This is a genomic window from Pelomonas sp. Root1217 (genome assembly GCF_001425705.1).
Taxonomy (GTDB): Bacteria; Pseudomonadota; Gammaproteobacteria; order Burkholderiales; family Burkholderiaceae_C; genus Pelomonas.
Genome location: NZ_LMDC01000028.1, coordinates 579,853 through 601,235 on the forward strand (window position 1 = coordinate 579,853; position 21,383 = coordinate 601,235).

Here is a 21,383-nt window from a genome sequence, read left to right on the forward strand (position 1 = left end):
CCAACTTACCATGGCCGCATGATCGACTGGCTTGACGAAGCTTCCCTCGACTTTCCACCCAGCTCGCGGGCTTTGGGGCCTGGCACCGATGCCCCCGGCCTGCTGGCCGCCGGCGGCACCCTGGAGCCCGAGCGCCTGGAAGCCGCCTACCGCCGCGGCATCTTCCCCTGGTACGGCCCGGGCCAGCCGCCGCTGTGGTGGGCGCCTGATCCGCGCATGGTGCTGCAGACGGCCAACTTCAAGTTGTCACGCTCGCTACGCAAAACGGTCCAGCGCTTCGCCGCCACCCCGGGCTGCGAGATCCGCATCGACCATGACCGCGCCACCGTTCTCAAGGCCTGCGCCAGCGTGCCGCGCGAAGGCCAATCGGGCACCTGGATCGTGCCCGAACTGCAGGCCGCCTACCTGGCCTGGCCGGCGATGCACAGCATCGAGACCTGGATGGACGGCGAACTCGCCGGCGGCCTGTACGGCGTCAACCTGGGGCGCATGTTCTATGGCGAGTCCATGTTCATGCGGCGCACCGACGCTTCCAAGATCGCCCTCTGCGCCCTGATCTGCCTGTGCCGCGAATTCGCCATCCCCTGGATCGACTGCCAGCAGAACACCCCCCACCTGGCCTCGCTGGGTGCGGCAGAAGTCCCACGGGCGGCCTTCGAGGACCACCTCGCCACCCACGTGGGTGGGCCTACGCCCGGCCCCTGGACCTATCATCCGAACTACTGGCACAGGCTTCTGACCTCGACGTGACCCACCCTAAAGAACTGCCGCTCGCGCAGATCCAGTTCTACGCCACGGCCGCCTATCCGTGCAGCTATGTGGCAGGCCGCCAGGCGCGCTCCCAGGTTGCCACCCCCAGCCACCTGATCCACGCCGACGCCTATTCCAACCTGGTTGCCGCGGGTTTCCGTCGCAGCGGGCTGTTCACCTACCGCCCCTATTGCGACCAATGCCGCGCCTGCATCGCGCTGCGCGTACCGGTGGGCCGATTCGAAGCCACCCGCAGCCAGAAGCGCGCCTGGAAGACGCACCGCCACCTGAATGCCAAGGTCATGCGCCTGGGCTATTCACCCGAGCACTACGCCCTGTATCTGCGTTACCAGGCCGGCCGGCACTCGGGCGGCGGCATGGACCATGACAGCGTCGACCAGTACACCCAGTTCCTGCTGCAGTCGCGCATCAACTCCCGCCTCGTGGAGTTCCGCGAGACCATGCCTGACGGCAGCACGCCGCTGCGCATGGTGTCCATCCTGGACATCCTCACCGACGGGCTGTCGGCGGTCTACACCTTCTACGACCCCGACGTGCCGGGCAGCTTCGGCACCTATGGCGTGCTGTGGCAGATCCAGCAGGCCAAGGAGCTCAAGCTGAGCCACCTGTACCTGGGCTACTGGATCGAGGAGAGCCCGAAGATGGCCTACAAGGCCGGGTTCAGGCCGCACCAGATCCTGCAGAACGGCGTCTGGGAAGACCCGAAAGGATGACGGTGACCGCCAAGGGACTGGTGGCCGGTCTCGCCGCTTTCATCGCCATCGGCAGCATCGCCTGCGAGGCCCGCGCGCAGCCCCCGTCCTTCCAACCGTTTCACTGGCATGTCGGCAGCCTCGGCGGGCTCCCACCAGCGCCCTTGGCCCTGCTGGTGCCGGTCGCCCTGGGTGAGCGCACCTGCGACATGCAGCTTGACACCGGTGCCAGTGCCGCCGTGATCTGGCATACGGCAACAGAGCAGCACGAGCCCCGGAGGCCGCTGAAGCTGCGCCTGGGCGGCCTGGAGACCGGGGTCGAAGTCGGATCGGCGACACAGCGCTCGATTGACGAATGCGTCTCGGGCAGTCCAGTCGGTACCCTGGGCAATGCCTTTTTCGAGCGCGGCACGCTGACCCTGGACGTCGCGCACCAACGGCTGGCCTGGCAGGCCGGTTCCACCCTTGACAACCAGCCGCGGGCCCGGCGCTTCTTCTATGCCGCGCCTGCACTCCAGGAAGGATGGATCCAAACCGGCGGGCACATCTTCATCGAGCTTGATGTCCAACAGGCCGGCAAAGGCTACGGGATGCTGGACACCGGCGCAGCGTCCGCAGGAATCGGCGTGTTGGACGCCCCATGGTGGGCACAGCTCACAGGGGCTGCCGCGACGCAGGGACCGCACATCACCAACTTCACCGTGCCCTCATGGGGCCGCTCGCTTGCCTGCGCGTCCGCGCCGACGGTTGCGGCGGTCAGCATCGACGGCTTCGGCCCCGTGGCGCGGCGGGCCACCTTCTGCCCCGGACTGGCCTTCCAGCCCACCATCCGCGTGATCGGCCTGGTGGGCCTGGCTCCGTTCATGCACAGCGTCCTGACCATCGACTACCCCGGCCGACGCTGGCTGGTCAAGGCGGCAGCGCCGTCGCCGTAAGGTGAGCCGACTGACGGATCAGACCAGCACTTCCACGCAAGCCGGATGCCCCAGGAAGCCCTCCGGGCTGGCGCTGCGGCCATAGGCGCCGCTCTGGTAGACGACCGCGAGGTCACCGATCTCGCCCTTGGCCATGTCCATGCGGTCCGCCAGCAGGTCCAGTGGCGTGCACAGGGGGCCAACGACGCTGGCTGACTCAGTCGTTGACTCGTTGCGGCCCTGGGGCTCAACCGAGGCCGGGTAGTTCTTGCGCAGCACCTGGCCGAAATTGCCCGAGGCTGACAGATGATGGTGCAGGCCGCCATCCGCCACCAGGAAGACCTGGCCGCGCGAGACCTTGCGGTCAACGATGCGGCTGACGTAGATGCCCGCCTCGCCGACGAAGTAACGACCCAGCTCGATGACGAGCTTGGCCAGCGGCAGGTCGGCCTTGGCGCGGACCTGCAGCGTGGCGAGGTTGTCGGCAATGGCGGTGAGGTCCAGCCGTGCCTCGCCCGGGAAATACGGAATGCCAAAGCCGCCGCCCAGGTTCAGGAACTTGACGGGCGACGGTGCGGACTCGGCCAGGCGCAGGGCCAGCTCGTAGCTCTTGAGCTGGGCTTCGCAGATCGCCTCGGCCTTGAGGTTCTGCGAGCCGGCGAACAGATGGAAGCCCTCGAAGGCCAGCCCATCACCACCCAGCCGGCCCACCTCGGCCAGCACCTCGGGCAGCGCTTCGGCGTCGATGCCGAACTGCTTGGGGCCGCCACTCATGCGCATGCCCGAGCCCTTGAGCTCGAAGTCGGGATTCACGCGCAGCGCGACGCGGGCCGGCAGGCCCAGTCGCTGCGACGCGCGGGCCAGCGGCGCCAGCTCGCGTGCCGATTCGACGTTGACCAGCACGCCCGCCGCCACGGCCTGGCCCAGCTCGACGTCCCGCTTGCCGGGGCCGGCAAAGCTGACCTCATGCGGGTCGGCACCGGCGTTCAGCGCCACCTGCAGCTCACCGGCCGACGCCACGTCGATGCCGTCCACCAGACCGGCCATGAGCTGCACCAGCGCCGGCATCGGGTTGGCCTTCATCGCGTAGTGCAGCTCGATACCCTGCGGCAGCACGGCCCGAAGCTCGGCGACGCGGCGTTGCAGCAGGCCACGGTCATAGGCGTAGAACGGTGTCTGGCCGACTCGCTCGGCGAGCACGGACAGGCGCTGGCCGCCGACCAGCAGTTCGCCGTCAGCATTGCGGGGGAAGAGCACGGGGGCGTGCTCGAGGGCGCGCTTCTGGGGGATGGGATCGCTCATGCAGCGTGCTGTTCAAGCCAGTCGGTCGAGAGGGTTTTGCGATCGATCTTGCCGTTGGGGTTGCGCGGCAACGGGCCCGAGCGGATGTCGACACCATGGGGCACCATGTAGGCCGGCATGCGCGCCTTGCAGGCGGCGGTCAGCGCCGCCAGGTCCAGCTCTGCCGCGCCTTCGGGTGGCGTGGCGATGACCTGGATGGCCTGGCCGAGGGTGTCGTGATAGACGCCGAAGGCCACGCATTCGCCCACCAGGCCGGTGGCGTACAGCACCTCCTCGACCTCGGTGGGGCTGACCCGGTAGCCCGAGGTCTTCATCATCTCGTCGCGGCGGCCGACGAAGTAGAGAAACCCTTCGGCGTCGCGCTTCACGGTGTCGCCGGAGAACACGGCAAATTCGGGCAGTTGCAGGCCACCCTCGCGGCCACCAACACCGACCGTCAAGGGCTTGTAGCGCTCGGCCGTCTTTTCGGCATCGTTCCAGTAGCCCAGGCCCACCAGGGCGCCGCGGTGCACCAGCTCGCCAGGCTCTTCCGGGCCGCATTCGCTGCCGTCCTCGCGCAGCACCAGGATCTCGGCATTCGGGATGGCCTTGCCGATGGAGTCGGGGCGGCGGTCCACCTCGCTCGGCGGCAGATAGGTCGAGCGGAAGGCCTCGGTCAGCCCGTACATCAGGAAGGGCTGGGCGGACGGTGCCTTGGCGCGCAGCAAATCCAGCGTCGCCCGCGGCATGCGGCCGCCGGTGTTGGCGAAATAGCGCAGGTGGGCGTCGATGGCAGCCGGCCATTCGAGCTGAGTCAGCTGAATGTAGAGGGGCGGCACGGCAGTGAGGCCCGTGACCTTTTCGCGCTCCATGGCCTTGAGCACGTCCTTGGGCAGCAGATAGTTCAGCAGCACGACACGGGCGCCGCTGTGGAAAGCGGTGGTCAGCTGGCTGAAGCCGGCGTCGAAAGACAGCGGCAGCGCGGCCAGCAGCGTGTCGCTGGCGCGATTCTCCAGATAGGTGGCCACGCTCTTGCCGCCGGCCACCATGTTGCGGTGGGACAGCACGACGCCCTTGGGCCGGCCGGTGGAGCCCGAGGTGTAGAGGATGGCCGTCATGTCGGTGTCGATGACGCGGTGGCCCGCACGCGCCGGGCTCTGCAGCAGTGCAGCCCAGTCATGCACAGGCACCGGGGCCGAGCCCGCACCGCTGGTCAGCACGACGTGGCGCAGCGACGGGCACTGGGTCAGCACATCACCCAGTTGGGCCAGGCGCTCGGGCGACGTGACCAGCACACGCACATCGCAATCCTGCAGGATGAAACCGACCTGATCGGGCTTGAGCAACGGGTTCAGCGGCACGAAGACGCCACCGGCGGCTGGCGCGCCAAAGCTGGCAACGACGGTCTCGAAGCGCTTTTCCAGGTAGATCGCGACCCGCTCGCCGCGGGTAAGGCCAAGTTGCATCAGGCCGCTGGCGAATCCGCGCACGGCGGCGTCCAGCTCGCCATAGCTCAGCGTCAGCGCGCCATAGGTCAGGGCCGGGGCGTCGGGCGTGCGCTCGGCGGCAACGGCCACCAACTCGTGAAGCAGCGTGGATTCGGGCATGAAAAAAGTATCTCACGCGACCCTTGAGCCAAGGGGTGCGCCCCGGGAGCAAGGGGGGAGCGCGGCTAAACTGCGCGGCTGCTTTTTGGAAGCCCCCAATGGACAAAGATCAGGTTCTCAGCCACGTGCTGAGGCTTCTCGACGAGGTGCTGAGCCTGAACGGCCGCGCCCAGACCTTCACCCGCGACACCGCCCTGCTCGGCGCCCTGCCCGAGCTGGACTCGATGGCCGTGGTCAGCCTGATCACCGCACTGGAGGAGCAGCTCGGTCTCGCCGTCGACGACGACGACATCGACGGCGACACCTTTGCCACCGTGGGCTCGCTGGCGGACTTCGTCGCCGCGCGGCTCTGACCAGATCGAGCTCGCGAATGCACGTCGACCTCACGCCTCGCTTGGCCCCCCGGCACCCGGTGCCAGGCCCGCACAACAGGCAGGTCGACACACAGGCCCAGGCACTCCCCTGTCTTCTCGACCGGCCGGGCGCGCTGCTGACCAGCAGCGGCCGTGCAGCCATCCTGCTCGGTCTGGAGAGACTGGCGCTCACGCCGGACCAGCGCGTGCTGGTGCCCAGCTATCACTGCCCTACCATGGTGTCGCCGGTGCTGACGCTGGGGCATCAGCTGGGCTTCTATCCCATCGACGCAGATGGCCGCCCCAACCTGGCCTGGTTGGAGCAGCATGCACCCGCCGACACACGCGTGCTGTGCGTGGCCCATTTCTTCGGCCTGCCACTGGACCTGCGCGATGTGCGCGCCTGGTGCCAGCGCCGCGGCGTGCTGATGCTGGAAGACTGCGCGCACGCCATGTTCGGTCAGGGTGAGGGAGGCGCCGTAGGTGCCCTGGGCGACGTGGTCATTGCCAGCCTGCCCAAGTTCTTCGCGGCGCAGGACGGCGGCCTGCTGCTGGTCCGGCAGCCGGCTCGACCGGTGGCGCCGCTGTCACCCGTGGGCTTGAAGGGGCAGCTGAAGGCATTGCTGGACAATCTGGAAATCAGCGCACGCTATGGCCAACTGGGGCACTGGCGCCTCTGGGCAAGGCCGCTCCTGGCTCTGAAGCAGCTGCTGCGCGGCGGCAGCGCGCCGGCGCCGAGCGCCGCGCCTCAAGCTGCCCAATTTGATCCGGCGAGCGACTACGCGCGCATCGACGTGGCCCTGTGCCATCGCGCACCGACGCGCGCTGCCACCCGTGCAGCGCTGCAGACGTCCCGCGGCCGCGTCGTCGCGAGGCGGCAGCAGCATTACCGCGCGCTGGCTGAGGCGCTGGCCAACCAGGCGGGCATGCATCCCCTGTTCCCCGCCTTGCCCCAGCACAGCGCGCCCTACGTCTTCCCGCTGTGGGTGGATAAGCCGGATGCCGTCTACCAGGCCTTGAGAGCCTGTGGCGTGCCCGTGTCGCGCTGGGACTGGCTGTGGCCTGGCGTGCCGGATCTGGCCGGTGATCAAGGGAAGATCTGGTCCCGCCACGTGCTGCAGTTGCATTGCCATCAAGACATGAGCGACCAGGACCGAAACTGGGTGATCGACTCTCTCCTCACCTACTGCAAGAGTTGATTGCCTTGAAAACAACCTCAAAGATGGACTGGAAACTCGTCCCGGCCAAGCAGTTGGCCGCACTGGCCACGCAGTGGGATGCGCTGCAGGCGAAGGCGTTGCCGCATGCCTTCCTGCGCAGCGATTTCCTGCTGTGCCTGCTGGACCAGTTCGGCCAAGGCGGAGAGCTGCTCGCCTACCGTGAGGACGGCACCGGCTGGACGGCGGCACTGCTGATCCAGCCCCAGGGCAAGGGCCGCTGGAACAGCTTCCAGCCGTCCCAGCTGCCGTTGGGACCCGTGCTGCTGCCGGAGGACGACGGCATCGAGGCGTCTTTGCAGTCCCTGCTGCGCGCGTTGCCCGGACTGGCATTGACCGTGGGGCTGACGCAACTGGACTCGCTGGCCCACGCCGGGCCTTTCGACAGCGTGCGGCTGCGCCACCAGCATTACATCGACACGGCCTGGGTCGACATCGAGAGCGGCTTCGAGGCTTACTGGGAGGGCCGCGGCAAGAACCTGCGCCAGAACACGCGCAAGCAGCTGAAAAAGGTCGAGGCCACCGGTGTGACGCCGCGGCTGGAGATGATCGATACGCCCGGGCCGGTCGCGTTGGCCATCGAACAGTACGGCACGCTGGAAAGCAGCGGCTGGAAGGCCGAAGTCGGGACCGCCATTTCGGTGGACGGCATCCAGGGGCACTTCTACCGCCAGGCGCTGGAAAGCGCCGCAGCAGCCGGTCGCGCCCGGATCTACCGCTACTGGTTCGGCGACGAAGTCGTCGCGATGGACCTGTGCGTGCACCAGGATGACTGCCTGGTGATCCTGAAGACGGCCTACCAGCAGGCCCACCAGGCGGTGTCCCCGTCGACGCTGATGCGCGCCGAGGAGTTCAAGGCCCTCTTTGATGAAGGCCGCTTCAAGCGCATCGAGTTCTTCGGCCGCGTGATGGAATGGCACACGCGCTGGACCGAAAACAGCCGCAAGCTGTTCCACCTGACCGCCTACCGATGGGCCTGGCTCAAGGCGCTGCAGGACTGGCTCAACCGCAGCAAGACCCGCGCCGCTTGAAAACCTCCGCTGACGTCTTCTTCCTGTCGGCTGGCGGCGAGCAGCGGCTGTGCCTGTTGCATGCGCCGGCAGTTCCCCCGCGCAGCCGGGTGCTCTATGTGCATCCCTTCGCCGAGGAGATGAACAAGTCGCGCCGCATGGCCGCCCTGGCTTGCCGCGCGCTGGCAGAGGCGGGCCACGCGGTCCTGCAGATGGATCTGCGCGGCTGCGGCGACTCATCTGCCGACTTTGGCGACGCCAGCTGGTCGGACTGGCGGGCCGATGTGCGACTGGGCCTGGAATGCCTGGATGCCCGCTTGCCTGACGCGGTTCAGGCACCGCTGTGGCTCTGGGGCCTGCGCGCGGGGTGCCTGCTGGCCGCTGCCGACTGGGGCCGGCCGGTGAACTACCTGTTCTGGCAGCCGATGACGAACGGCAAGCTGGCGCTGCAGCAGTTCCTGCGCCTGAAGCTGGCCGCCGAGATGGCCGGCGGTACGAACAAGGGCCTGATGGAGCAGATGAAAACCGAACTGGCCGCGGGTCGCCCGGTCGATGTCGCTGGCTATCGTCTGGGTGCGCCACTCGCCCTCGGGCTGGAATCCGCCAAGCTGGCGCCCGCCGGTACGCCCGGCCGGCTCGAGTGGCTGGAGCTCAGCACCCGCGAGGACGCCGCGCTGACGCCGGTCAGCGAGCAGACCATCAAGGCCTGGCAGGACGCCGGCTGGGCCGTGCGCCCGCAGATCGTGCAGGGGCCGGGCTTCTGGACCACCAGCGAGATCGAGCTGGCGCCCGCACTGATCGCCCGCACCGTGGAGGCCATGTCGTGAAGGAATCGGTGCTGAGCTTCGACTGCAAAGGCGAGCGCCTCGTCGGCATCCTGGCCGAACCGGCGAGCGCCGCACCGGCCGAGGTGGGCGTGATCATCATCGTCGGCGGTCCCCAGTACCGCGCCGGCAGTCATCGCCAGTTCACGCTGCTGGCCCGGCATCTGGCGAATCACGGCGTTGCCGCACTGCGCTTCGACTACCGCAGCATGGGCGACAGCCCCGGGGAGACGCGCGATTTCCTCGACGTCGACGCCGACATCGCCGCGGCCATCACCGCGCTGCTGGCGGCCCGCCCGGCACTCAAGCGCGTCGTCCTCTGGGGCCTGTGCGATGCGGCCTCAGCCGCCCTGCTCTACCTGGAATCGACGGCCGACCCGCGCGTGGCCGGCGTGGCCCTGCTCAATCCCTGGGCGCGCTCCGCCGCGACGCTGGCGCAAACCCACGTCAAGCACTACTACTGGCGCCGCCTGCGCGAGAAGGGTTTCTGGCTCAAGCTGCTGCGCGGTGGCGTGGGCCTGACGGCGCTGCGCACGCTCGCCGGCAACCTGCGTCTGGCCCGCGGCGCCGGCAAGCCCAAGACCGACTCGCGCAGCTTCCAGGAACGCATGGCCGCCGGCCTGCGCGCCTTCAACGGACCGGTGCTGCTGATCCTCAGTGGCGATGACTACACTGCCCGGGAGTTCGTTGGTTTTGCCCGGTCCTCGGCGGCTTGGGCAGGCCTGCTCGTGCGCCCGACGCTGGATCTGCACGACATGCCCACAGCCGATCACACGTTTTCGGCGATACAGGACCAGGACTCCCAATGTCGCATCTGTTTGGACTGGTTGAGGACACGATGCCTAGCAATCTGAAACCCATGACCCGCGTCTGCCAGGCCGCTCTGGCCCTGGCCATTTCGTCGGCGGTACTGCCTGCGGCGGCCCAGATACTGCGTCCCGCGCTCGCGCCACCGGGCTGCGGCGAGACGCACAACACCTATGGCCCCTTCGACTACCGCACGGCCCAGCCGCAGCAACGCTACATCGTCGAGATCGCGCACTTCACGCACGGTGTTGAGACACTGACCCGCGGCGCCACCGGGCCCTTCGGCAAGGACATCGGCTACACGCTGGCGGTGTTTCCCAACCATCCGCGCGCCATCCAGACCGTCGAGCGCCTGGCGGAGAAGGAGAAGTCGGACCCCGCCTCGGGCACCGACATGACCGTCGAGTGCTACTACGCCCGCGGCATGGCTTTCGCGCCCAACGATCTGGTGTTCCGGATGTTCTACGTGAGCTATCTGCTCCGGCACAACCGCTTGGACGACGCGCGCAAATCTCTCGACTACGTGGTGGAGCAGGCCGGCGACAACCCGCTGACGCAGTTCAACGCAGGCTTGTTGTATTTCGACATGAAGGACTACGACAAGGCGCTGGCGCAAGCCCACCGTGTCCTGGCCATGGGCATGACCAGGACGGAGCTGCGCGACCGCCTGAACTCGGTCGGCCGCTGGAAGGATCCCGAACCGGACGCGGCTCCCGACGCCGCCGCTTCCGCCCCTCAAGCGGCTTCAGCCGCCTCGCAGACTTCCCGCTGACCTCTCGTCGACCCCAATGCCGCGCGTCAACATCGTCATTCCTGCCTACAACGCCGAGGCCTTCATTGCCGACACCGTCCGCTCGGCACTGGACCAGACCTTCCCCGACCTGCAGGTCACGGTCATCGACGACGGCTCCAAGGATGCGACTGCGACGCATGCCGCCCTGGACGACGCTCGCGTGCGCGTCATCTCGCAGGAGAACCGCGGCATGTCGCGCTCGCGCAATCGCGGCATGGCCGAGACGGATTCGGAGTTCGTTGCGCTGCTGGATGCCGACGACCTCTGGCACCCGGAAAAACTGCGCCTGCAGCTGCAGGCCTTGCAGGCCCGGCCGGATCACGACTTCTGCTATTCGGCCTTCGACGTCTGGCATGGCGAGCCCCGGCCCGACTATTTCAGGCAGGCCCGGCAGGGCACCGTCGATGAGTCGCGGTCCGGCTGGATCTACCCCGTTCTGGTGCTCGACAACTACGCCCTGCCCTCCTCGGTCCTTTGGCGGCGTAGCGCCTGGGATCGCATGGGCGGCTTCCTGACGGACAACCAGCAGACCGACGACTGGGAATACCTGGTGCGGGCCAGCACCCAGCACCGCTTCATACGCCTGGCCGAGTCCTTCGTGCTGTACCGCCAGCATCCCGTCTCGCTGTCGCGCCGCATCCCGGCCACCAACACCACCGAGCTGATGCGCGCCGACCTGATCCGGCGCTTCGGCATGAGTTCGCCACCCGGGCACGACGTGGACCCCGTCGCGCTGCGGCGCTTCCAGCACAAGGGCTGGTGCAATTTCGCCGACGCGCACACCGCCAAGGGCGATCTGTCGCTGGGCCTGAAGACCTTTGCCGGCCTGCTGCGCAGCGGCCCCGATCGCGGCCACACGCTGACCAAGATGGGCAAATCGCTGTTCCGCCGCTGGGTGCCCAATGACTGAGCTTGGTGAACCGCTGCGGGTCGGTATCAGCGCCACCAGCCTCAATACCGCGCACCTGCGCGGCATGGGCAAGTACCTGCTGGAGATGTGCAGCCAGGCCCGCCCGGAGGATGGCGTGGCCTGGACGCTGTTCGCGCAGGACGCTGGCCGCCCCATGCACCTGCCGCGCGAGCAGCAGGTACAGGCTGACATCTTCGATTTCCCTGGCGACCGCTTCTCGCTGTGGGAGCAGGTCGGCATGCCGCGCCGCACGCGTCAACACCGCCTGGACGTGCTGCACTGGGCCGAGAACACGATGGCCTGGTGGCAGCCCTGCCCCGCCGTCGTCACCATCCACGACACCATTCCTTGGGAGATGGAGAGCGAAACGCGCTGGCAGCACTGGTATTGGCACCGGCTGATGCCGGCGGCGTTCCGGCGCTGCGCGGCCGTCGTGACGATCAGCGAGTCGTCCAGGCGCGACATCCTGGCGCGCTGGCCCGAGCTCGGGGCCAAGCTGACCGTCATCCCCCACGGCATTGAAGAGGCCTATTTCGAGCCGCCCACCAGCAAGCTGCCGGCCACGCTGACGGCGGCCCTGGCCGGCGCGCGCTTCGCCGTCTACCTCGGTGGGCCGATGCAGCGCAAGCGCTTCGACTGGGCCCTGCAGACGCTGGCCGCCCAGCCCGACGCGACGCTGAAACTCGTCGCCTGCGGCTTCGGCGCCGACGCACGCGAGGCCGCGCGCAGGGCCTTGCCCCACGAGCTGCAGGGCCGGGTTGTGTTTGCCGAATTCCTGTCCGACGCCGAACTGCAGGCCCTCTATCGCGACGCCGTCGCCGTGCTCTACCCGACGCTCTACGAAGGCTTCGGTTTTCCGGCCGTCGAGGCCCAGGCCGCCGGCACGCCTGTCATCTTCAGCCCGCTGGGCAGCCTGGCCGAACTGGTCGGGCCGCTGACGACGCTGGTACCGGCCGAGGACCTGGCCGCCTGGACAGCTGCCTTGCATGAGGCCGCCACGCTGCCGCCCGAAGTGCGAGCCGACAAAGCCGCGCGGGCCCGGAACTGGGCCCAGGGCTTTCGCTGGGCCGAAAGCTACCGACGCCATCTGGACGTCTACCGCAAGGTAACCGGCGCCCGATGAAGCGGTTGGCCGTCATCGTCTGCACCTGGAACCGGGCCGCCCTGCTCGCGACCACGCTGGCCTCGCTCGGCGCCATGCGCGCGCCTGCCGATACGGCCGTCGAAGTGCTGGTGGTGGACAACAACTCGACCGATGACACGCAGGCGCGACTCCAGGCCCTGCAACCGGGCTGGCCGCTGGGCCGCCTGCATGTGCTGTTCGAGCCCCGCCAGGGCAAGCAGTTCGCGCTGAACGCCGGCATCCGCCGCGCCCGCGAACTGGGCTGCGACGTGCTGGCCTTCACCGATGACGACATCCTCTTCCCCGCGGACTGGCTGGAGAACATCGCCGCCGTTTTCGGTGCCAGCGGCCCGGCCCTGGCCGGCGGGCGCACCGAGTTGCAATGGCCCGCCAGTGGCCGGCCCGCCTGGTATCACGACAGCATGGCCGCGGTGGTCGGCGGCGCCGACCTCGGGCTTGAGCGCATCGCGCCGACGCCACCGGACTACGCGCCAGCCGGTGCCAACCTGGTGGCGCGTACGGCGCTGTTCGACCGCGTCGGCCTGTTCTCGGAACTGCACTTCCGGCACATGGACCTCGAATTCGGCCAGCGCTGCCAGGCGCGCGGCGAGGCGGTGACCTATGAGCCGTCCCTGTGCATCACCGCACCGGTCGACGCGGCCGTGCTGACGCGCCGCTATTTCCGCCGCTGGGCCTTCAAGGCCGGCCTGTCGTCCTGGTGGCCGCCCGGCAGCCGCGAGTTCGCCGGCGTGCCGCTGTGGCAATACCTGCAGTTGTTGCAGGACAGCATCGGCTGGCTGCTCGGGCCGCTGCGGCGCGAGCCCGTGGCCGAGCGTTTTGCGCGCGAGCTTCGCCTGCTGCGCTGCTGGGGCCGCGTGCACAGCCGCTGGCGGTCGCACTGGTCTCCGGCGACCTACTCTGCCTGGGTGGAGCGCCATTCGCAGAAGAAGCAGGGCTTGTATTGATGAGCGCAGCGCCGGGCAGTCCCAAGCAAGCTCGCTCCCGCGCGGCGGGAGTGAGACCGGACATGGGATGCTCGGTGGGCATCCCATGCCTGGCGAACGCCTGGCCGCGCTGTCGGCCAGGCAAGGCCGCAGGCCGAAGGATGCACCAATGAGCACGGTCCGCCGCTCGCTCGGCTTCGCCTTCCTGGAACGCTATCTGCTGATCGCCCTGCAGCTGCTGTCGTTCACGCTGCTGGCGCGCCTGCTGACGCCGCAACAGATCGGCCTGTACTCGGTGTCGATGGCGCTGATCAGCATGGCCCAGGTCGTGCGCGACTTCGGCCTCGCCAACTACCTGATCCAGCGCAAGGACCTGGGCCCGGAGGACGTCGGCAGCGCTTTGGGCACCTCGCTGCTGCTCGGCGGCGGCCTGTTTGCCGGCATCCATGCCGTGGCGCCGTGGATCGGCGAGTTCTACGGCGACGCCAGCCTGACGCACATCGTGCGCATCATCTCGATCAACTTTCTGATCCTGCCCTTCAACTCGATCTCGATCGCGCTGCTGCGGCGCGACATGCGTTTCGACGTGCTGATGCGCGTCAACGTGGCAGCCGCCGTCGTCGGCACCTCCACGACGCTCGCCCTGGCCTGGGCTGGCATGGGTGCGGCCAGCCTGGCCTGGGGCGACATCGGCGCCAGCGTCACTACCGTTGTGGGCGTCAGCCTGGCCGGCGCCTGGGGGCGACTTGCCCGGCCGCAACTGCACCGCTGGCGCGAGATCCTGCGCTTCGGCGGCCCGGTCACTGCAGCCAATGTCGTCACCTCGGTGTCCATGGACATCAACGACCTGGCGGTGGGCAAGCTGCTGGACTTCAGCCAGGTGGCCATCGCCAGCCGCGCCCAAGGGCTGATGAATCTCTTCCATCGCGACATCATGGGTACGGTGCGTTCGGTCGCCTACCCGGCCTTCGCCCAGGCCCACCGCGACGATGAGCGGCTGGAGCAGCGCTTCGTGCAGAGCCTTGGGGCGGTCAGCGCGATCGCCTGGCCGTTCTACGGCTTCGTCGGCCTGTTCGCGCTCGAGGTGCTGCGGCTGATGTTCGGCTCGCAATGGGACGCGTCGGCACCCCTGGTGCCCATCTATTGCGCCGCTGGCGCGGTCAGCGTGCTGAACAGCCTGATCCCGACGTTGATGCTTGCCGCCGGCCATGCCAAGCTGGTCGCACTGGCCGACCTCATCATCCAACCCGTCAAGGCCCTGCTGCTGATCGCCGTCATCTGGCACTGGCGGGCGCTGGAGCCGCTGGCCCTGGGCGTGCTGGCGATGGCCGTGGTGGCCGTGCCCTATTTCTATGCCTTCAAGCAGCGCTGCCTGCCCAGCGACTTCGGCGCCATCGCGCGCGAGCTGGCGCGCAATGCGCTGCTGGCCCTGGCCTGCCTGCTGCCCGCCGCCCTGGTGGCGGCCTGGCTGCGACCGGCCGGCCAGCCGCTGGCCCTGCAGGTCTGGCTGGCCTGCGCGGGCCTGACCGTGCTGATCTGGCTGGTCGGGCTGAAGCTGCTGGACCATCCGCTGTACGCGGAGATCCGCGCCTTCCTGCAACGACGTCGCGCTGCGGCGGCCGCCTCATGAAGGTCTTCGTCGTCATCGTCACCTTCAATGGCGCCGCCTGGATTGCCGGCGCGCTGCAGTCCCTGCGCGACAGCAGCCATCCCTGCACGGCCGTCGTCGTCGACAACGCGTCCACCGATGCAACCCGCGACCTGGCGCGCCGGGACTTCCCCGAAGCCGTGCTCATCGAGAGCGCCACCAACCTCGGCTTCGGCCGCGGCAATAACCTGGGCATCGCCCACGCCCTGCGCGGCGGCGCCGATGCGATCTTCCTGCTGAACCAGGACGCCTACGTCACACCCGAAGCCATCGGTCAGCTCGTGGCCTTCTTGGAGGCCGAGCCGGGCTTCGACATCGCCAGCCCTCTGCACTGCAGCCCCGACCTGGGCCGCGTCGACCCGAATACCCAGAGCGCCTATCTGCAGCGCCATGCGCCAGGCTATCTGTCCGACGCCTGCCTCGGCCGCGTGCAGCCGCACTACCCCATCCGCGGCATCAATGCGGCGGCATGGATGCTGCGCGCCGGGGTGTTCAGCCGTGTCGGCGGTTTTGACCCGCTGTTCTTCATGTACGGCGAGGACGATGACCTCATCGAGCGCTTCGCCCATCACGGCCTGCGCACGGCGCTGCTGCCGGCAGCGCGCATCGTGCATCTGCGCGCCAAGGCAGCGCAGCCGCCGCAGAGCTGGGGCGGCCAGGTCGCCAGCCGCGGCGAGCGCAAGCGCTCGGAGCTGCTGCTGGACTTCAAGCGCCCCGGCGGCGGCCTGCCCGGCCAGTTGTTGCGGTTGCTGAGCGCCGGCGTGCTGCAGCCGCTGGCCGAGCTGCTCGCCAACCATGACCTCAAGGCCTTCCTCGGCAGCATGCTGGCCAGCCTGCGCGTGCTGGCGGAGCTGGGTCGCATCCGTCACCATGCCCGGCTTTGCGCCAGGACAGGCGCCCATTTCCTGGACCTCGACATCTCATGAACCCGGGTCTGGACTGGCAACTTCACATGCTGACCCCGGCGCTAGGTCTCGGGCCGCACCGAGAGGCTTGGGACGACCTCAACCGGCAACTCATGGGCGACCACGGCATGCTCGATGGTTTGTTCATCGATGCCTTGCTGCGCCATTTCGCGGCGCAGGGCGCGTTGCTCGCCACCGCCAGCCGCGAAGGCAAGGCGGTCGCCATGCTGCTCATCAACTCCCAGACGCGCGGCCTGGGTGTCTGGTCGAGCTTCCTGCCTTCGCAGACGCAGATCGGCCCCAGCCTGATCCCGGCCGGGTTGGACCTGCGTGGCCTGCTCGATGCGCTGCCTGGCTATGCGGGCGAGTTGGACCTGTTGTGCAACGACCCACGTTTTGGTGACCTGCGCGAGCTGCCCAGGCTGCCCGTGCAGAGCACGCCGCATGCGCTGACGATGAGTGTCAGCCTGAAGGGCAGCTTCGATGACTACTGGGCTCAACGACCGCGCAAGCTCATCCAGAACATGCGCCGCTACCTGCGCCGGCTGCAATCCGAGCCTGGTGGCGAACGGCTGACCGTCATCAGCGCACCCGAGTCGATCGAAGCTGCGGTGCAACGCTACGCGGGGCTGGAGTCCAGCGGCTGGAAAGGCCGCGAAGGCACGGCGGTCAGCAGCGACAACCCGCAGGGCCGCTTCTACGCCGAAGTCATGCGCGAGTTCGCCGCGCGCGGCGAGGCGCTGGTCTATGAACTCTGGCTGGGCGAGGATCTGCTGGCCTCGCGCATGCTGCTGGTGCGCGGTGGCATGGCCGTCATGCTCAAGACGGCCTTCCACGAGCAATTCGAGCGCTTTGCGCCCGGCCGCATCCTGCTGCTGCGCGCGCTGGAGGACTTGTTCACGCGTGCACCGGGTGGCGGCGTCGAGTTCTACACGAACGCCGAATCGGACCTGCTGGCCTGGTCCACGTCGCAACGCTGGATCAACCACGTGAGCGTCTACCGCCACCGCGGCCTGCCGGCCCTCTACGGCCTGCTCAGGCGCGGCAGCCGCGGCTGGCGCGGTCGTGCCAACCAACCGGTGGACACCGACATCATGGTGAGCCGCAGCGGCGCCAGCATCGACACCTGCGCCCACGTGCGCGAGCTGCCGGCGGATGCCCTGGCCTTGATGCACAAGGCTGAACGGCGCCATGTCGAGCTGGGTGCCGACTGGTACGCCAACCTGATCGACACCGTCTATGCAGGTGAGCCACAGGCTCAGGTACGCATCCACGTGCTGCGCCGCCAGGGCCGCGTGCTGGCCGTGCTGCCCACCGTCGCGCAGACGGGGGCCCTGGGCAGGGAAATCAGCGCGCTGTCCAACTTCTACACAGCCATCTACGCGCTGGCGATGGAAGACGACGTCGAGGCCGAGGATTTGCTGCCGCTGACAAGCGCCTTGCGACAGACCAGCGGCGGCACGGCAGCCTATCGTTTCTCGCCGATGGACCCGCATTCGCGAGAGTTCGCGCTGCTCAAGAGAGCTTTGACGCTTGCCGGCCTCAGCACCCATGCCTACTTCTCGTTTGGCAACTGGTATGAGCCGGTGCGCCAGAACTGGGCCGACTACCTGAAGGATCGCAGCGGCCAGTTGCGCAGCACGATCAAGCGCATGGGCAAGAAGTTCGCGAACGAAGGCGGTCGGCTGGAGGTCGTGCGCGACGGCGACGCACTCGAAGGCGCACTGGCCGCCTATCGCGATGTCTACGCCCACAGCTGGAAGGTGCCCGAGCCCTACCCTGACTTCATGCCTGGCCTGATCCGTCTGTGCGCGCGCCGCGGCTGGCTGCGCCTGGGCCTGGCCTGGCTGCAAGACAAACCGGTGGCGGCCCAGATCTGGATCGTCGCCAACGGCCGCGCCAACATCTACAAGCTGGCCTACGACCAGGCTTACAAGGCGCTGGCTCCGGGCACACTGCTGACGGCGCTGCTGATGGAGCAGGCGCTCGACCTGGAGCGCGTCCAGGAGGTGGACTATCTGATCGGCGACGCCCCGTACAAAGCCGAATGGATGAGCCAGCGCCGCGAACGCCTGGGACTGGTCGCCTACGACCCCTTGACGCTGCGCGGCCTGGTCGGCCTGATGCGCCAGACCGTCGGCAATGCCTGGCGGCGCCTGCACGCACTGCGAAGCGCCGCCCATTCCACCGACAATCCCGCGTCCTGACCCCAAGACCCGCATGCAAGCCCAAGCCCTGCCGCCCGACACGCCGTTCGCCTCCGGCTCCCCCCGCTTCAGCGCGCCCGCCGCGGATGTGTTGGCCGCATGGCGCCAAGCCTATGCTGCGCGCGGCGCCGCCTGTGCGTCCGATGTGGGCGGCGAGTTCGCCGTCGCGCTCGACCTCCCTGGCGGGGGCAACTACCTCGCCATCGATCGTTTTGCGGTCCACAGCCTGTGCTACGCCGTGCGGGACGGCCGCCTGCATTTCGCGACGCGGGCCGATGTGCTGGCCCGACAGCTCGGCATCCGGGAACTGGATACCCAGGCCCTCTTCAACTACCTCTTCCACCACTGCATTCCGTCGCCGCGCACCATCTACGCCGGCATCCACCGCCTGCCACCGGCCCACTACGCGCTGTTCGAGAACGGCCAGCTGACGGTCGCACCCTACTGGGTCGCGCGCTTCGACGAGCAGGTCAATCCCAGCTTCGACGCGCTGAAGGACGAGTTCCACGGCATCCTGCGTGCGGCGGTCAAGGACAGGCTCACCGGCGATGGCAAGACGGCCTGCTTCCTGAGTGGCGGCACCGACAGCTCCACCGTCTGCGGCCTGCTGGGTGAAGTCACCGGCAAGCCGCCGGCCGGCTATTCCATCGGCTTCGAGGCCGAGGGCTACGACGAGATGGAGTACGCGCGCATCGCCGCGAAGGCCTATGGCGCCGACCATCACGAGTACTACGTGACGCCGGCCGACCTGGTCAAGGCCATTCCCGACGTCGCCGCCCACTACGACCAGCCCTTTGGCAATTCCTCGGCCGTGCCCGCCTTCTACTGCGCGCGCAAGGCACACGACGACGGCTACCACCGCATGCTGGCCGGCGATGGCGGCGACGAACTCTTTGGCGGCAACACCCGCTATGCCAAGGAGCGCGTCTTCCATGTCTACAGCCAGATTCCGTCGCCGCTGCGCACCGGCGTGCTGAATCCGCTGTTCGTCAACCCGGTCACCGGCAACATCCCGCTGCTGAAGAAGGGCACCAGCTACATCCGCCAGGCCCGCGTGCCCATGCCCGACCGCATGCAGAGTTACAACCTGCTTGACCGGCTGGGCATGAGCGAGGTGCTGACGCCGGCCTTCCTGGCTGCCGTCGACACCGGTGCACCGCGCGACCACCAGCGCGCCACCTGGGCCGCCGGGCCGCATGAGGCCAGCCTCGTCAACCAGATGCTGGCCTTCGACTGGCGCTACACGCTGGCCGAGAACGACCTGCCCAAGGTCGTCGGCACGGCAGCCCTGGCCGGCGTGGATGTCGGCTTCCCGCTGCTGGACGCGCGGCTGCTGGACTTCTCGCTGAAGCTGCCGACCAGCTACAAGCTCAAGGGCCTGAAGCTGCGCTGGTTCTTCAAGGAGGCGCTGCGCGGCTTCCTGCCCGACGAGATCCTGACCAAGAAGAAGCATGGTTTCGGCCTGCCCTTCGGCCCCTGGGCCGTCAAGGACGCGGCGTTGAACGCGCTGGCCGCGGAATCACTGCGCGGCGTGGCGGCGCGCGGCATCGTGCGCGCAGAGTTCGTCGAGAGCTTGCTGACCCACCGCCTCAAGGAGCACGCCGGCTACTACGGCGAGATGGTCTGGATCCTGATGATGCTGGAGCAGTGGCTGCGCCGGCATGCGCCGGACTACCGGCTCGCCTGAACGACGGTTGCAGGCCCCTCCTGCCGATCAAGTGGTTGCTGATCTATCCACTTTGACGGTTGGGTGCCCTCTTCGCGGTTGGGCACCCATCCCACCACCTGCAACGGTCCGGCCATTCTGCCTATTGAGATGCGGTCCACGCCTCCACCTCAACAATGCGCGAGAGATAGTATTCAGAACTGCTCACCAGCACGCGGATCCGCTGTGTCGTGATGGGCGCAAAGACGAACTGGCGCCACACCTTGTTGTTGTTGACGACGTTGCCGCCCGGCACATCCACCCACCCAGCACCGTTCCAGTACTGAACTTCGAAGTGCACGATGCCGAACCGGCTGAACGTCATCTGCAGCGTCGGCACGGACGGTGAGGCCGAGTTGTCCTGCAGCGTGAACACGTCAATCTCGCTGATCGTCTGCAYGCCGTTGAAGTCGATCTGGATCCAGTCCGGGTAGACGCCCGAAGTGCCATCCGCCCACGCGCCGCCGGCTCCCCAGTTCAGCCCCAGCCGGTCGCCGTNTGGCACCGTGACGGAGCTGGACCAGATGACGCAGCACGCTGATCGTCTGCACGCCGTTGAAGTCGATCTGGATCCAGTCCGGGTAGACGCCCGAAGTGCCATCCGCCCACGCGCCGCCGGCTCCCCAGTTCAGCCCCAGCCGGTCGCCGTTGATGACCGCGCTGGCGGGATATCTCGAGTCGAATGTGCTGGACGCTGTGGCGACGCCACCGTTGGCGGCCGCAGCAACGTTGACCGCCTGTCCTCCCGTCGCCGCCGTGATCACCACCGTCTGCGTCTTGCTGTTGCTCAGGCCTCCCGCGTCGGTCACCGTCAACGTCACCGTGTAGCTGCCCGCCGCGCTGTAGATCTTGGTGGCCGACACCCCGCTGGCGCTCGTGCCRTCGCCGAACGTCCACGCRTAGCTGGCGATSGGGCCTTCCGCATCGGTGCTCCCGGCACCGGAGAAGCTCAGGCTYGCGCCCACCTGTCCACTCGTCGGGCCGCTGATGTTGGCCACCGGCGCCTGGTTGGCCGCCGCCGTGATCACCACCGTCTGCGTCTTGCTGTTGGTCAGGCCTCCCGCGTCGGTCACCGTCAACGTCACTGTGTAGCTGCCTGCCGCGCTGTAGCTCTTGGTGGCCGACACGCCGCTGGCGCTCGTGCCATCGCCGAACGTCCACGCGTAGCTGGCGATGGGGCCTTCCGCATCSGTGCTCCCCGCGCCGGTGAAGCTCAGGCTTGCGCCCACCTGCCCACTCGTCGGGCCGCTGATATTGGCCACCGGCGCCTGGTTGGCCGTGCTTCCCGGCGTCCAGGCCTCCACCTCGGCAATGCGAGAGAGAGAGTATTCCGAGGCGTTCACCAGCACGCGGATGCGCTGCGTCGCGATGGGCGCAAAGACGAACTGGCGCCACACCTTGTTGTTGTTGATGACGGCGCCGCCCGGCACATCCACCCACGCGGCACCGTTCCAGTACTGAACCTGGAAGTGCGTGATGCCAAATCGGCTGAACGTCATCTGCAGCGTCGGCACCGAGGGCGCGTAGGCGTCGTCCTGCAGCGTGAACACGTCAATCTCGCTGATCGTCTGCATGCCGTTGAAGTCGATCTGGATCCAGTCCGGGTAGACGCCCGAAGTGCCATCCGCCCACGCGCCGCCGGCTCCCCAGTTCAGCCCCAGCCGGTCGCCGT

The 21,383-nt window shown here is 68.1% G+C and carries 18 protein-coding genes and 1 pseudogene; 16 read left to right on the forward strand and 3 right to left on the reverse strand.

The features are described 5' to 3' along the window. Positions 1 to 18: 18 nt before the first annotated feature. The 3 genes from ASC95_RS22635 to ASC95_RS22645 are packed head-to-tail and all read left to right on the forward strand — an operon-like array spanning position 19 to position 2,398. The gene (locus tag ASC95_RS22635) at positions 19 to 750 is read left to right on the forward strand and encodes a leucyl/phenylalanyl-tRNA--protein transferase (protein ID WP_057299944.1); all 732 of its coding nucleotides are present in this window, start codon (positions 19 to 21) and stop codon (positions 748 to 750) included. Next, positions 747 to 1,484 (forward strand): arginyltransferase, encoded by a 738-nt coding sequence (locus ASC95_RS22640; protein ID WP_057299945.1) that lies wholly within the window; start codon positions 747 to 749, stop codon positions 1,482 to 1,484. The genes ASC95_RS22635 and ASC95_RS22640 overlap by 4 nt, the downstream gene beginning before the upstream one ends. Continuing rightward, positions 1,481 to 2,398, forward strand: coding sequence for a hypothetical protein (locus ASC95_RS22645; RefSeq protein ID WP_057299946.1), 918 nt, complete (start codon positions 1,481 to 1,483; stop codon positions 2,396 to 2,398). Before ASC95_RS22640 ends, ASC95_RS22645 begins: the two co-directional genes overlap by 4 nt. Before the next feature lie 18 nt (positions 2,399 to 2,416). Here ASC95_RS22645 and ASC95_RS22650 read toward each other — a convergent pair whose 3' ends face one another. Further along, complete coding sequence (locus ASC95_RS22650) at positions 2,417 to 3,679, reverse strand: pyridoxal-dependent decarboxylase, exosortase A system-associated (RefSeq protein WP_082568022.1); 1,263 nt, start codon at positions 3,677 to 3,679, stop codon at positions 2,417 to 2,419. Next, on the reverse strand, positions 3,676 to 5,265 hold the full coding sequence (locus ASC95_RS22655) for an acyl-CoA ligase (AMP-forming), exosortase A system-associated (RefSeq protein WP_057299947.1): 1,590 nt from the start codon (positions 5,263 to 5,265) through the stop codon (positions 3,676 to 3,678). The genes ASC95_RS22650 and ASC95_RS22655 overlap by 4 nt, the downstream gene beginning before the upstream one ends. Before the next feature lie 98 nt (positions 5,266 to 5,363). On the opposite strand from ASC95_RS22655, the gene ASC95_RS22660 reads away from it, so the two are divergent. From ASC95_RS22660 to ASC95_RS22720, 13 genes are all read left to right on the forward strand, one after another. Next, positions 5,364 to 5,618, forward strand: coding sequence for an acyl carrier protein (locus ASC95_RS22660; RefSeq protein ID WP_056195895.1), 255 nt, complete (start codon positions 5,364 to 5,366; stop codon positions 5,616 to 5,618). 17 nt (positions 5,619 to 5,635) lie between these two features. Beyond that, positions 5,636 to 6,817 (forward strand): DegT/DnrJ/EryC1/StrS family aminotransferase, encoded by a 1,182-nt coding sequence (locus ASC95_RS22665; RefSeq protein ID WP_057299948.1) that lies wholly within the window; start codon positions 5,636 to 5,638, stop codon positions 6,815 to 6,817. Positions 6,818 to 6,840: 23 nt separating this feature from the next. Then, positions 6,841 to 7,866 (forward strand): GNAT family N-acetyltransferase, encoded by a 1,026-nt coding sequence (locus ASC95_RS22670; RefSeq protein WP_057299949.1) that lies wholly within the window; start codon positions 6,841 to 6,843, stop codon positions 7,864 to 7,866. Further along, positions 7,863 to 8,672 (forward strand): hydrolase 2, exosortase A system-associated, encoded by an 810-nt coding sequence (locus ASC95_RS22675; RefSeq protein WP_057299950.1) that lies wholly within the window; start codon positions 7,863 to 7,865, stop codon positions 8,670 to 8,672. Before ASC95_RS22670 ends, ASC95_RS22675 begins: the two co-directional genes overlap by 4 nt. Then, positions 8,669 to 9,523 carry a hydrolase 1, exosortase A system-associated gene (locus ASC95_RS22680; RefSeq protein WP_057299951.1) on the forward strand — a complete coding sequence of 285 codons (855 nt, stop codon included), beginning with the start codon at positions 8,669 to 8,671 and terminating at the stop codon, positions 9,521 to 9,523. The genes ASC95_RS22675 and ASC95_RS22680 overlap by 4 nt, the downstream gene beginning before the upstream one ends. A 5-nt stretch (positions 9,524 to 9,528) precedes the next feature. Beyond that, a complete protein-coding gene (locus tag ASC95_RS22685; RefSeq protein WP_057299952.1) occupies positions 9,529 to 10,248 on the forward strand; it encodes a hypothetical protein in 720 nt (239 codons plus the stop codon). Between the two features lie 16 nt (positions 10,249 to 10,264). Further along, positions 10,265 to 11,179: a glycosyltransferase family 2 protein gene (locus tag ASC95_RS22690; RefSeq protein ID WP_057299953.1), complete on the forward strand. Its 915-nt coding sequence runs from the start codon at positions 10,265 to 10,267 to the stop codon at positions 11,177 to 11,179. Continuing rightward, the gene (locus tag ASC95_RS22695; protein ID WP_057299954.1) at positions 11,172 to 12,302 is read left to right on the forward strand and encodes a glycosyltransferase family 1 protein; all 1,131 of its coding nucleotides are present in this window, start codon (positions 11,172 to 11,174) and stop codon (positions 12,300 to 12,302) included. The genes ASC95_RS22690 and ASC95_RS22695 overlap by 8 nt, the downstream gene beginning before the upstream one ends. Further along, on the forward strand, positions 12,299 to 13,267 hold the full coding sequence (locus ASC95_RS22700; protein ID WP_057299955.1) for a glycosyltransferase family 2 protein: 969 nt from the start codon (positions 12,299 to 12,301) through the stop codon (positions 13,265 to 13,267). The genes ASC95_RS22695 and ASC95_RS22700 overlap by 4 nt, the downstream gene beginning before the upstream one ends. Positions 13,268 to 13,415: 148 nt before the next feature. Continuing rightward, on the forward strand, positions 13,416 to 14,876 hold the full coding sequence (locus ASC95_RS22705) for a lipopolysaccharide biosynthesis protein (protein WP_057299956.1): 1,461 nt from the start codon (positions 13,416 to 13,418) through the stop codon (positions 14,874 to 14,876). Further along, positions 14,873 to 15,820 (forward strand): glycosyltransferase family 2 protein, encoded by a 948-nt coding sequence (locus ASC95_RS31235; protein WP_057299957.1) that lies wholly within the window; start codon positions 14,873 to 14,875, stop codon positions 15,818 to 15,820. Before ASC95_RS22705 ends, ASC95_RS31235 begins: the two co-directional genes overlap by 4 nt. Next, the gene (locus tag ASC95_RS22715) at positions 15,817 to 18,006 is read left to right on the forward strand and encodes a GNAT family N-acetyltransferase (RefSeq protein ID WP_082568026.1); all 2,190 of its coding nucleotides are present in this window, start codon (positions 15,817 to 15,819) and stop codon (positions 18,004 to 18,006) included. The genes ASC95_RS31235 and ASC95_RS22715 overlap by 4 nt, the downstream gene beginning before the upstream one ends. Positions 18,007 to 18,019: 13 nt before the next feature. Then, entirely contained in the window at positions 18,020 to 19,693 is a 1,674-nt protein-coding gene (locus ASC95_RS22720; protein ID WP_057299959.1) for an asparagine synthetase B, read from the forward strand. A gap of 517 nt (positions 19,694 to 20,210) precedes the next feature. Here ASC95_RS22720 and ASC95_RS32595 read toward each other — a convergent pair. Next, positions 20,211 to 21,285: pseudogene (locus tag ASC95_RS32595) on the reverse strand (PKD domain-containing protein); the annotation flags it as partial. Positions 21,286 to 21,383 lie beyond the last annotated feature (98 nt).

Bases quoted from the DNA above. Each gene is read 5' to 3' on its own strand.
- ASC95_RS22695 (WP_057299954.1), top strand. From the start codon at position 11,172: ATGACTGAGCTTGGTGAACCGCTGCGGGTCGGTATCAGCGCCACCAGC.
- ASC95_RS31235 (WP_057299957.1), top strand. From the start codon at position 14,873: ATGAAGGTCTTCGTCGTCATCGTCACCTTCAATGGCGCCGCCTGGATT.
- ASC95_RS22635 (WP_057299944.1), top strand. From the start codon at position 19: ATGATCGACTGGCTTGACGAAGCTTCCCTCGACTTTCCACCCAGCTCG.
- ASC95_RS22645 (WP_057299946.1), top strand. From the start codon at position 1,481: ATGACGGTGACCGCCAAGGGACTGGTGGCCGGTCTCGCCGCTTTCATC.
- ASC95_RS22715 (WP_082568026.1), top strand. From the start codon at position 15,817: ATGAACCCGGGTCTGGACTGGCAACTTCACATGCTGACCCCGGCGCTA.
- ASC95_RS22705 (WP_057299956.1), top strand. From the start codon at position 13,416: ATGAGCACGGTCCGCCGCTCGCTCGGCTTCGCCTTCCTGGAACGCTAT.
- ASC95_RS22660 (WP_056195895.1), top strand. From the start codon at position 5,364: ATGGACAAAGATCAGGTTCTCAGCCACGTGCTGAGGCTTCTCGACGAG.
- ASC95_RS22650 (WP_082568022.1), bottom strand. From the start codon at position 3,679: ATGAGCGATCCCATCCCCCAGAAGCGCGCCCTCGAGCACGCCCCCGTG.
- ASC95_RS22690 (WP_057299953.1), top strand. From the start codon at position 10,265: ATGCCGCGCGTCAACATCGTCATTCCTGCCTACAACGCCGAGGCCTTC.
- ASC95_RS22720 (WP_057299959.1), top strand. From the start codon at position 18,020: ATGCAAGCCCAAGCCCTGCCGCCCGACACGCCGTTCGCCTCCGGCTCC.
- ASC95_RS22655 (WP_057299947.1), bottom strand. From the start codon at position 5,265: ATGCCCGAATCCACGCTGCTTCACGAGTTGGTGGCCGTTGCCGCCGAG.
- ASC95_RS22670 (WP_057299949.1), top strand. From the start codon at position 6,841: ATGGACTGGAAACTCGTCCCGGCCAAGCAGTTGGCCGCACTGGCCACG.
- ASC95_RS22700 (WP_057299955.1), top strand. From the start codon at position 12,299: ATGAAGCGGTTGGCCGTCATCGTCTGCACCTGGAACCGGGCCGCCCTG.
- ASC95_RS22685 (WP_057299952.1), top strand. From the start codon at position 9,529: ATGACCCGCGTCTGCCAGGCCGCTCTGGCCCTGGCCATTTCGTCGGCG.
- ASC95_RS22665 (WP_057299948.1), top strand. From the start codon at position 5,636: ATGCACGTCGACCTCACGCCTCGCTTGGCCCCCCGGCACCCGGTGCCA.